Raw genomic sequence first — 11995 nt, forward strand, 5'->3', positions numbered from 1 at the left:
CTTTGTTCCGGTCGCCGACTGGAACGGCAGCGTGCCGCAGGTCACTTATGAGGTCACCGACGGGCGCGACAACGGCGTGCAAACCGCCGCCCTCGATATTACCGTCACGCCGGTGCAGGACGCCCATGACGACAGCCGGACAGCCCATGCGGGCGCCCCGGTCACGGTCGATGTCCTGACCAACGACGGCTTCACCAACGGCGACAAAGCGATTACCGGCGTCACCGACGGCGCGCACGGTACGGTTAGCATCAGCAACGGCCAGGTGGTTTACACCCCGACCAGCGGCTACGTCGGCAACGACAGCTTCACCTATACCGTCACCAGCGGCGGTATCGAGGAGACCGCCACGGTTTATCTGACGTTGACCAACAGCGCGCCGACGCTGCCCCACTGGACAGCGATTAACGGTGAAGACTCGCCGATCGGTATCCCTGGCCTTTTATTAGATACCAGCAGCGACGCCGACGGCGACACCCTGACGGTGACCGATTTTACCGTCAACGGTACCACCTGGCAGGCAGGCGAGACGGCCAATCTGGCGGGGTACGGAAGCCTGACTATTACTTCTGACGGCAGCGTGACGTTTATTCCGGTGGCTGACTGGAACGGCAACGTACCGGTGGTGACCTACACGGCAACGGACGGCCGGGATAACGGCAGCGTCACATCGACGCTCACCATTCAGTACAATGCGATCCCTGACGCCGTTGACGACAACGCCACCACCCACGCGGGCGTGGCGAAAGTCATCGACGTGCTGGCGAACGACAGATTCAGCAACAGCGACAAAGCCGTTACCGCCGTCACCCAGGGCAATAACGGCTCGGTGGCGATTGAAAACGGCAAGGTGCGCTATACCCCGAACGCGGGCTTTAACGGCACTGACAGCTTTACCTATACCGTCACCAGCGGCGGCGTAACGGAAACCGCGACCGTTAATGTCACCATCGCCAACATTGCGCCGGTGGCGCACGATGATTTTACGTGGACTGCGGAAGACACTACCCTGACGCGCAGCGCCGCCACCGGGTTGCTGGCTAACGACAGCGATGATGACAATGATGCTCTTGCCATCACGCAGTTCAGTACCGGTACGCAGATTTACGCGGCGGGCCAGACCGCGACGCTTGCAGGCATGGGCGACCTGACCATTAACGCCGACGGCAGCTATACCTTTGTGCCAGTCGCCGACTGGAACGGCGCCGTGCAGCCGATCCTTTACCAGGTAAGCGACGGCAACGGCGGATTTAGCGTGGCGACGCTCTTACTTACCGTCAACCCGATCGCGGATGCGGTCAACGACAGCGTCAGCACCCATGCCGATGTGCCGGTGGTGATCGACGCGCTCGACAACGACAGCTTCAGCAACAGCGACCAGACGATTACCGGCGTCACCGCTGCCGCCCACGGCACGGTGACGATTGAGAACAACACGCTCGTCTACCGCCCGAACGCGGGCTATGTCGGCAGCGACACCTTCGACTACACCGTCACCAGCGGCGGCAAAACCGAAACCGCGACCGTTACCGTGGACGTCACCAACGTGGCGCCGCGTCTGACCAGCGTACCGACGATTTCCACGCCGGAAGACACCACGCTTAACAGCACTGCGGCGCAGAACCTGCTGACTAACGCCCACGATGACGATGGCGACGCCCTCGCCGTGACGGAGTTTACCGTCGGCGGCACCCGCTACCTCGCGGGCGACACCGCGACGCTGGCAGGCTATGGCGATTTGACGATCCGCGCCGACGGCAGCTTCACCTTTGTGCCAGTGGCCGACTGGAACGGCGTGCCGCCTGCCGCGACCTACACCATCAGCGACGGCAAAGACGGCGGCGTCTCCACCGCCACGCTCGCCTTTAGCGTAACGCCGGTGGCGGACGCGAAGGACGATACGGCCAGCACCCATGCGGGTGTTGCGGTCACTATCGATGCGCTGCATAACGACAGTTTCAGCAATGCCGACAAAGCGATTACCGGCAAGACCAACGGCGCTTACGGTACGGTTAGCATCAGCAACGGCCAGGTGATTTACACGCCGACCAGCGGCTATGTCGGCCAGGATACCTTCACCTACACCGTGGAGAGCGGCGGCGTTCGCGAAACCGCCAACGTCACCGTCACCCTGACCAACAGCGTGCCGGTCGCAACGGGCGAGACAGTGGCTTCGCCGGAAGATTACGAGGCGCGCGGCGACCTGCTGCTCAACGACCGTGACGCGGACGGCGATCCGCTGTTTATCGCGGGCTTCACCGTCGGCGGCCAGACTTATCAGCCGGGCGATACCGCGCGGCTCCCGGGCGTCGGCGAGCTGACCATTGAGCGCAACGGCGGCTACCGCTTTACGCCGGTGGCCGACTGGAACGGCACGGCGCCAGTAGTAACCTACACGGTCAGCGACGGCAACGACGGCGGCACCGCTACCGCGACGCTCGCCATCACCGTCACCCCGGTAGCGGACGTGAAAGATGACAGCGCCACCACCCACGCAGGCGTGCCGGTGACGATTGATGCGATCGGCAACGACCGCTTCGTTAACCCGGACCAGGCCATTACCGGCGTGACCCAGGGCGCGCACGGCTCCGTCGCTATTGAAAACGGGCAGCTGGTTTATACGCCAAACGCGGGCTACGTCGGCCAGGACACCTTCACCTATACCGTCACCAGCGGCGGCGTCACCGAAACCGCCGCCGTGAGCGTCGTGATGACCAATACCGTGCCGGTGGCCGACGGTGAAATCGTCACCACGCCGGAAGACACCGCTATTGGCGGCGAACTGCTGACCAACGACCGCGACCCGGACGGCGACCCGCTGCACATTGCGGGCTTTACCGTCGGCGGCCAGACTGCTCAGCCGGGCGACACCGTCCAGCTGGCGGGCGTCGGCGCGCTGACCGTTAACCGCGACGGCAGCTACCGCTTCACGCCAGTCGCCGACTGGAACGGCACGGCGCCGGTGGTGACCTATACGGTCAGCGACGGCAACGACGGCGGCACCGCTACCGCGACGCTCGCCATCACCGTCACCCCGGTAGCGGACGTGAAAGATGACAGCGCCACCACCCACGCAGGCGTGCCGGTGACGATTGATGCGATCGGCAACGACCGCTTCGTTAACCCGGACCAGGCCATTACCGGCGTGACCCAGGGCGCGCACGGCTCCGTCGCTATTGAAAACGGGCAGCTGGTTTATACGCCAAACGCGGGCTACGTCGGCCAGGACACCTTCACCTATACCGTCACCAGCGGCGGCGTCACCGAAACCGCCCAGGTCACGCTTGAGGTCACCAACACCCCGCCGGTCGCGGTGGCGGATAAAGCGAGCACCCTGCCGGAAACGCCGGTCAGCGGCAATCTGCTGACCAACGACCGCGACGCGGACAGCGACCCGCTGCACGTGGCGGAGATCACCGTCGGCGGCGCGACCTACGCGCCGGGGGACATCATTACGATCCCGGGCCAGGGCACGCTGGTGGTTAACCGCGACGGCAGCTATCTGTTTACCCCGGCAAGCGGCTGGTCCGGCTTTACGCCAGTGTTGAACTACACCCTGAGCGACGGCAACGACGGCGGCACCGCCACGGGCGAACTGCGCCTGCTGGTGAACCCCGTAGCCGAGGCGTGGGTGAAAGAGGCAGGTCTGGTCGATACGGCCAGCGGCGCGCAAACCACCACGGGCGCGATGGCCGTACTGTCGCTGGAGCCGGTGGAAAGCCTGACCATTGGCGGCCAGACCCTGACGCTTGCGCAGCTCCAGGCGCTGAGCGCCCAGGCGCCAGTGGATATCGCAACGCCGGACGGCGTGCTGTCGCTCACCGGTTTCCAGGTGGACGGCGAAGGCCGCGCGACGCTGCAATACCGCTTCACGCTGACCCAGGCGGTTAACCAGCCGGGCGAATCCACCACCCGCGAAGAGATTCGGTTCTCCGTCAACGGCCAGCAGACCCGCGCGCCGGGCCTGCTGCGCGTCAATATTCTCAACGACGCGCCGGTCGCGGCAGCGGACGACAACAGCATCGACCAGGATCGCGGCCAGCAGGCGGCGTCGGGCAACGTCTTTAGCAACGACGCTATCGGCGCAGACGGCGCCGCGGCGGGCGGCCCGGTGAGCGCGATTTCCTCCGTGAACCTCAACCGCGCGGGCGCGGTCGGCGGCGTAAGCCTGGGCGAGTTCGGCGCCCTGACGCTCGACGCCCGCGGCAACTACAGCTATGTGCTGAACCGCAGCAACAGCCGCGTGGCGTCGCTGGACGCCAACGCCACCCTGAGCGAGGTGTTCACTTACACCATTACCGACGCCGACGGCAATACCAGCCAGGCGCAGCTGACCATCGTTATTCACGGCGTGACGCCGCCGCAGTCGGTACGCACAGGCGATCAGCACTTCCCGAGCTACTACACCAACTACGAGCTGTCGCTCGATCAGCCGTATTCGCCGGGTCTGTTTATCCTGCCCGCCATCTACGGCGTGTACAGCGACCAGTTCTCTCGCGAGGTGGAGCTGAACCGCAAAATTACCGAGCTGGGCCGCGGCATGAATGACAACGGCACGCCGGTGCTGGAAGACGGCATTCTCTTTACCCGCTGGGTAAACACCACGCTGCAACGCAGCGTGGTGAACACCTTCGCCGCCACCGGTATCGGTTCGCAGCTGCTGGGCGATCACTTCAGCCACTTCTCGCTGAATAAATCCGTACAGCCTGCGCCCGTGCTGGAAAACGCGCCGGAACGTCCGCCGCTTAACGAGCGCATCAACGAAAGAACCACCGTGCAGCAGGAGCGCGGCGAGAAAACCCCTGATGCGAAGCAGGCTCACGCCGCCGCGCCGGGCGTGGTGATCGTGCCGCAAGCCGCCGCCCGACCAGGCGCGCCGTCACTGGCGGCGCAGGTCGACGCGCTGGCCCGTAACCGCGTCGCCGCGCCGGAACCGGTCACCGTGGGAGGCGCCACACCGCATCGTTAATCGCGCAACTCCAAAAACCTTTTACACCAGCATAACAATGATGACGACTTTAACTGCCGTAACCCCGACTGCCGTACGTTCTGCGCCTCTGCTCGCCCCTGTCGCCGCACTGGTTTCCGCGCTGCTGTTAAGCGGTTGCGGCACCATTAAACCTGAACCGCTGACCCAGGATGAAATCGGCGCGCGCGTCAGCGCCGACCGCGCCGCCATGTACCGCGACCAGCAGCCGGTCTCTGGTCCGCTGACCCTGTCAGACGCCATGGCCCGCGCGCTGAAATACAACCTCGACTACCGCCTGAAGATGATGGAAACCGCCCTGTCGCGCGGCATCCTGGATATCTCCCAGCAGGATATGCTGCCGAAGTTGATGACCGATGCCGGCTACCGCTGGCGCGACAACGATTCCGGCGGCACCAGCGTCGGTATCGAAGACCGGGTCGTCAGCCTGCGTCCGTCCACCTCTGAAGAGCGCGAGCACCTGCTGGCCGACGCCACCTTCTCCTGGGACGTGCTCGATTTCGGCATGAGCTACTACCGCGCGAAGCAGCAGGCGGATAACGTCAACATCGCCGAAGAGCGTCGCCGCAAGGTATTGCAGAATATTGTCCAGGAGGTGCGCGACGCGTACTGGCGCGCGCTGGGCGCACAGCGTCTGCTGAGCGAAGCGCAGCCGCTGGCCGAAGAGATCCAGACCGCGCTTGAGAAAACCCGCGAAGCGGAGCGCGCAGGCATTCTGCCGCCGGTCGAGGGCCTGGAGTACCAGCGCGCCCTGCTCGACGCGGTGGCGCTGCTGAACCAGAAGCGCCAGGAGATGCAGATGGCGAAAAGCGAGCTGGCCGCCCTGCTGAACCTGCCGTCCACCACCGACTTCACCTTACAGGACGTCGCCAATCCGGCGCTTTCCGGCGTGCCAAGCCAGCTTGATACGCTTGAGCAGATGGCGCTGGAACGCCGCCCAGAGCTGCGTGAAGAAGATTACAAAACCCGCATCGACGTGCTGGAAACCAAACGCCAGATCGCCTCGCTGTTCCCGAACCTGAATCTGTTCGGCGGCATCAGCTACGACTCCAACAGCTACCTCTACAACAACAGCTGGGTGCAGGGCGGCGTGGGCGTTTCCATGAACCTGTTCAAGCTGCTGAGCGCGCCGGCCATCAGCCGCACCAACGACGCGCGCCTGGCCACCGACAATGCCCGCCGTATGGCGCTGAGCATGGCGGTGCTGACTCAGGTGCGCGTCTCGGTTGAGCGCTACAAGCTCGCGGTGTACGACTACCAGATAGCCCAGGAGTCCGCCCGCGTCGACCAGCGTCTGGCGAGCATCTCCCGCGCCGGTTCCGACAACTCGCTCTCAAGCGACCTGGAATCCCTGCGCACCCAGGCGCGCTCCATCGTCTCCCGCTTCCAGGAAGCCGCCTCCTACGCGCAGGCGCAGTCCGCCTATGGCCGCGTGCTGAACTCGGTAGGCATCGACCTGCTGCCGGAAAAGGTGACCAGCAGCGATCTGCCGACCCTGTCGCGTGAAATCAACCAGAGCCTGGTGGCGGGCGAGAAGCAGGTCTTCACCCAGAGCGCCGACGCGGTAGTTTCCCGCCATCCGGTCAGCGTCACCCTGGGCCGCCTGCCAGCGGGCGTCAACAAGAGCGCGATTTATCAGTCGGTCACCCATGTGCTGGCCGCCAACCAGCTGGTGCAGGGCAACGGCGCCGACAGCGTGAAACTGCAAATGAACCTCAACCTTGAACGCGCGTCAGGCTCGCAGCGCGGCGTGTGGGAAATGGCGGTCTATAACGCCCAGGGCGCGCAGGTCGCCTACCAGAAATACACCAGCTATCTGCCGAATGACGTCAACACCCGTTCGGTCAGCGCGCTGGCAGAAGCCGCCGCGCTCTCCGTGGTGTCCGACCTGCATAAAGCGGCAGGCGACACCGGCGTGATGACGGCAAGTAACCCTTAATAACAGGAACAGGTATGAACAACGTGAACGAAGGCTGGCGCAGCGTCCGCGCGCTCATGCCGCTGACGGGCCTGGCGCTGTGCGCCAGCGCCTTCGCCGCCGACCCAACCCCCGCTGCGGCGGGGGCAGTCGCAACGCCGGATGCGGCCGTTGCCGCAGCGCCTGAGAGCGCGCCTGACGCCACCGCCGACAACGGCGCCGCGCCGGTGCGTTTTCTGGTGATGGCCAACCAGGAAAGCCCGCTATCAAGCGTGGTGGCCGGGCGCGTGTCGCAGGTCAACGTTGAGCTGGGCGATACGGTCAAGGCAGGCAAACTGCTGGTGACGCTGGACTGTAGCGAGCTGAAAGCCCGTCGCGACGCGGCAGACGCCGAGTACAGCGCCGCGCAGATCAAATATGAAGCGAAGGCGAAATTGCAGGGTCTGCATTCCGCAGGCGCGCTGGAGGTTGGCCTTGCCGCCGCCGACGTGAACCGCACCCGCAGCCAGATCAAAATTTTTGAAGCGCAGCTGGCGCAGTGCCGCTTTACCGCGCCGTTCGACGGCCGCGTGGCGCGTATTTACGTCAAAGAGGGCCAGGGCGTCGGCGCAGGCGCGCAGGTTATCGATCTTGTAAGCAACGGCACCCGCAAGGCGCGCCTCAACGTGCCGTCAGGCTGGACCACCTGGCTTGCGCCCGGCGCGCAGCTTGACGCGGTGGTGGGTGAAACCGGCAAGCATTACCCGATGACCGTCACCCACATCAGCGGCCGCGTGGACGCCGTGAGCCAGACGATTGAGATTGAAGCGGAATTTGGCAGCGACGCCCAGGACGTACTGCCCGGCATGAGCGGCCGCGCGACGCCAGTCTGCCCGAAAGCGGCGGCGCAGTGCCAGAGCGGGACGACCAACTCGTGAGCATCGCCCTGTTCTATTCTCTCGCGGCGCGCGTGAAAGCGGCGCGCAGCCCCGAAGAGCTGGGTTTTGTGATGTGTAACGATACCCGCTCGCTGGTGGAGTATCGCCAGGCGGCGCTGCTCGCCGTTTCCGCCACCGGGCGCGCCCAGCTTGCGGCGCACTCCGGCCTGAGCGACACCGACCGCAATACCCCCTACGCGCTGTGGCTTGCCGCCGTTGCCTGCGACATCGCGCCGCGCTGCGCCGCGCTGCCGGAAACCGCCCGCGTGATGCCGCTGTCGCCGGAAATGCTGAGCGAGTCGCTGGCGCGCGAGTGGGACGAATGGCTGCCGGGCCACGTCTGGGTGCTGGCGCTGACCGGCCCGGACGGCAAGCTGCACGCCCTGCTGCTGCTGGCCCGCGATACCCCGTGGCCGACGCAGCTTGGCGTCGAAAGCCCCGAATACGCCCTGCTCCAGCTGGCGAACCTGTACGGCTACGCCTGGTGGGCGCTGGTGGCGCGGCCTTCTCGCCTGCAACGGCTGCTGCCCGCCACGGTGCGCCGACGCGCGGGTCTCGTGTTGCTGCTTCTGCTGCTGGTTATGCTGATCCCGATTCGGGAATACACGCTGGTGCCCGCCGAGGTGATTTCGCTTAACAGCGAAGTGATCGCCGCGCCGAGCGACGGGGTGATTCACCAGATGAAGGTGCCGCCGAACACGCCGGTCGTGGCCGGACAGGTGCTGGCGGAGCTGGATGATACGACTCTAAAAAACCGTCTCGCCATTGCTCAGGCGGAGCTGGCGACCGCCACCGTCAATATGCATCAGGCGTCTCAGCAGGCGATTGAAGACCCGAACGCCCGTGCGGAACTGGCTCTGACCGAAGGCAAATGGCGCGAGCAAAAGGTGCAGGTTGCCTCGTTGCAGCGCGAGCTGGAGAAGCTGTCGATCCGCGCCCGCAGCAGCGGCGTGTTTGTCTACACCGACCCGGACGACTGGGCGGGCCGTCCGGTACAGACCGGCGAGCGCATCGGCCTGCTGGCGGACCCAACGAAGCTCGGCGTGCGCGCCTGGGCGCCTGCGGCGGAATCCACCAACCTGAACCCGCACGCGGCGATGACCGTATTTCTTAAGGTCGCCCCGCTGCACCCGCTGACCGCGCGGCTGGATTACGCCGGTTACGAGACGGTGGAAGCGCCGAACGGCGTCGCGAGCTACCTGCTGCGCGGCACCGTAACCGACCCGTCCAGCGCCGCCCGTATCGGCTTGCAGGGCACGGCCCGCGTCTCCGGCGACTGGAGCCTGCTCGGTTATCTGATTTTCCGTCGTCCGCTGGCGACGCTGCGCGCCTGGTGTGGATTCTGATATGCAAACAGCCGCGACGCTCCCGCCTGCGGGCGGGACAGCTCTTGCGCAGCCGCAGCCGCTGCCGCCGCTGCGCGACGAGCTAAAAATTCACCCGGCGGGCAACAACCGCGACGGCTCGCCCGCCTGGCATCTGGCCGACCCGGTGCGCAACCTCTATTTCCGCCTGGGCTGGCTGGAGCTGGAGATGCTGCGCCGCTGGCCGCTCGGCGCGCCGCAGGCGATTGCCGACAGCATCAGCCAGGAGACCACCATGACGGTGGACGAACAGGATGTGTTGCAGTTCCTGGGCTTTTTACAGCAGCAACAGCTGCTGCGCCGCGGCGCGTTCAAAGCGCGCGGCTCGCTCTGGCGGCGTATTCTGCACGGCTACCTGTTTATCCGCCTGCCGCTGGTGCGCCCGGAGAAAGCCCTGCGCCGAATGCTGCCGTGGGTGGAGTGGCTTTTCAGCGCGCCGTTTCTACTGCTGACCGCCGTCGCCGCGCTGGCAGGCGTCGTTCTGGCCGCGCGCCAGTGGGATAACGTCGAGGCCGCGCTGCACGGCGCCCTGAGCTGGAACGGGGCGCTGGCCTTCGCGGTGGCGCTGATCCTCTCCAAATGCTGGCACGAACTGGGGCACGCCTTTATGGCGACCCGCTACGGCGTACGCGTCGGCCATATGGGGGTGGCGCTGCTGGTGATGTGGCCGATGGCCTACACCGATACCGGAGAGAGCTGGAAGCTGTCGCAGTCCCGCCACCGGCTCTCCATCGCCAGCGCGGGCATTATGGCCGAGCTGATGCTGGCGGCCTGGGCGACGCTGTTCTGGAGCTTCGCGCCGGAAGGCAACGTTAAAGGCGCGCTGTTCTTTCTCGCCACCACCGCCTGGGTGCTGACGGTGGCGGTGAACGCCAGCCCGTTTATGCGCTTTGACGGCTACTTTATTCTCAGCGATACGCTGGACTACCCTGGCCTGCACGAACGGGCGGGCAACTGGGCGAAGCGCTGGCTGCGCTGGCACCTGCTGGGGCTTGAGGATCCGATCCCGGATAACGTCTCGCCCGCCTTTGCCCGCTTCCTCACCCTTTTCGCCTTCGCCACCTGGGTTTACCGGCTACTGCTGTTCGTCGGCATCGCGCTGGTGGTCTACAACGCCTTTTTTAAGGCGCTCGGGCTGGTGCTGTTTTTTATTGAGATAGTCACTTTTGTGGTGCAACCGATGTTTCGCGAACTCAAAATCTGGCGCGCGCGCCGCCGGGAAATCGCTCCGGCGCGCCTGCTGCGCCTTGTCGCCGTCGCACTCGCGCTGGGGCTTTCGGTCTTTCTGCCCTGGTCCGGGCAGGTCTCCCTGCACGGCGTGATGGAGGCGGGCGTGGCGCAGCCGGTTTACACGCCCTATGCCGCCCAGCTTGACAAGGTGCTGGTGCAGGAAGGCCAGCAGGTCAAGGCGGGCCAGAAGCTGTTTGAACTGGTGGCCCCCGTCCCGGCGGACGAGCAGGATAAGGCGCTGGCGCTAAGCCAGGCGTGGCAGACCAGCGCCCGCGGCGCGATGGCGCTCGATAAAAACGGCGCGGCGAAGCAGGTGGTCGCCGACCAGATGGCGCGCCAGTACGCCATTCAACAGCGGGCCAGCGCCGTTGAGCTTCAGCGGCTCCAGCTGGTGGCGCTGGAGGATGGCGTGGTGCATGACGTTGAGCAGACCCTGCGCCCCGGCAGTTGGGTCTCGCCTGGCACCCGCATCGCAAGCGTGATCGACACCCACCGCTGGCGCGTGAAGGCGCTGGTCAGCGAAACCGACCTGGCCCGCCTGCGCGACGGCGCGACGGCGCGGGTTTATCAGCAGGGCCGCTGGCAGCCGCTCGCAGGCGCGGTAGTGACCATCGACCACGACGCCATCCGCCGTCTGCCTAATCTGATGCTGGCGCAGAGTCACGGCGGCCCGGTGGCGCTGAACCCGGTTGCGCCCGCCAACGAACTCCGTCCCGCCGCCGTCTGGTACCGGGTAGTGATCGAAGGCATCTCCGCCGCGCCGGTCAGCAAAGAGCAACTGGTACGTGTTGACGTGGCGAGTGACCGCCAGAGCCTGGCTCACGGCTGGGTCAACAGCGTTATGCTGATGCTTATCCAGCAAACTGGCTTTGGTAAAGAGGGTTAGCGTGCGATTTTCGCGCCAGGCCGCCTGGCCTGGCGCAGGTTTTCTCCCCACCGCGGTTTTAGGTTAAACCCCGTTTCGCCAGAGCAAACTGGCACCTACGTTTTGTTAGTCTGTTCGGTGTTCTGCAACTGGACCCGGAGGTTATATTACTTGCAGGCGTGCAGCTGATGCTCGCAAGACTCGTTGGTTTCTGTTTCCGGAGGTGTGGTTATGCAAAAAATTGTCTGCAAAACGCCACGATTGTCATCACTGGCATGTCGAGTTGTTTCGGCCACGAGGCCGCCCTGCGGCTGGCGGAGATAGGTGCCAACGCCATGCTGGCAGCCAGACGGAACTGGAGGCGCTCGCCGCCGATATTGTCACGGCGGGCGGCAATGCGAAAGTGATCTGAAAATTACCGAACATTACACCGATACAGCGGGCTTCACTGAGCATGTTTTCACCCTGATGCATCTGCTGGGATTCGCTTTTTCGCCAAGGATCCGGGATATTCATGAGAAGCGGCTGGTTATTCATCAAAAGGCCGAGCGTTATTCCGGGAAACAGTCCGTCATATCAACAACCAGCCTGAATCTCAAAGACATTGAGGCGCGCAGGGATAAAATATTGTACCTGGCAGCCTCAATTAAACAGGGGATTGTCACCGCATCGCTGATAATGAAAATGTTAGGGAAGGTGCGAATAAGCAGGTCA

Annotated in this window: 5 protein-coding genes and 1 pseudogene; all 6 read left to right on the forward strand. The window is 64.7% G+C overall.

Features of this window, described 5'->3' with window-relative positions; all coding sequences use genetic code 11:
• Window positions 1-31 precede the first annotated feature (31 nt).
• Window positions 32-4969: an Ig-like domain-containing protein gene (locus FDW88_RS01125; protein WP_249354865.1), complete on the forward strand. Its 4938-nt coding sequence runs from the start codon at window positions 32-34 to the stop codon at window positions 4967-4969.
• A 37-nt stretch (window positions 4970-5006) separates the two neighbouring features.
• Window positions 5007-6926, forward strand: a complete 1920-nt coding sequence (locus tag FDW88_RS01130; protein WP_000989158.1) for a TolC family protein — start codon at window positions 5007-5009, stop codon at window positions 6924-6926.
• Window positions 6927-6940: 14 nt separating this feature from the next.
• Complete coding sequence (locus FDW88_RS01135; RefSeq protein ID WP_001548177.1) at window positions 6941-7822, forward strand: efflux RND transporter periplasmic adaptor subunit; 882 nt, start codon at window positions 6941-6943, stop codon at window positions 7820-7822.
• Window positions 7819-9168 carry an efflux RND transporter periplasmic adaptor subunit gene (locus FDW88_RS01140; RefSeq protein ID WP_001548176.1) on the forward strand — a complete coding sequence of 450 codons (1350 nt, stop codon included), beginning with the start codon at window positions 7819-7821 and terminating at the stop codon, window positions 9166-9168. Before FDW88_RS01135 ends, FDW88_RS01140 begins: the two co-directional genes overlap by 4 nt.
• 1 nt (window position 9169) lies before the next feature.
• Window positions 9170-11302: an HlyD family efflux transporter periplasmic adaptor subunit gene (locus FDW88_RS01145; RefSeq protein WP_001548175.1), complete on the forward strand. Its 2133-nt coding sequence runs from the start codon at window positions 9170-9172 to the stop codon at window positions 11300-11302.
• Window positions 11303-11680: 378 nt separating this feature from the next.
• A pseudogene (locus tag FDW88_RS01150) lies at window positions 11681-11995 on the forward strand (Tn3 family transposase); the annotation flags it as partial.

Origin of the sequence: Citrobacter sp. wls829 (assembly GCF_005280825.1) — a bacterium.
GTDB lineage: Bacteria > Pseudomonadota > Gammaproteobacteria > Enterobacterales > Enterobacteriaceae > Citrobacter > Citrobacter gillenii.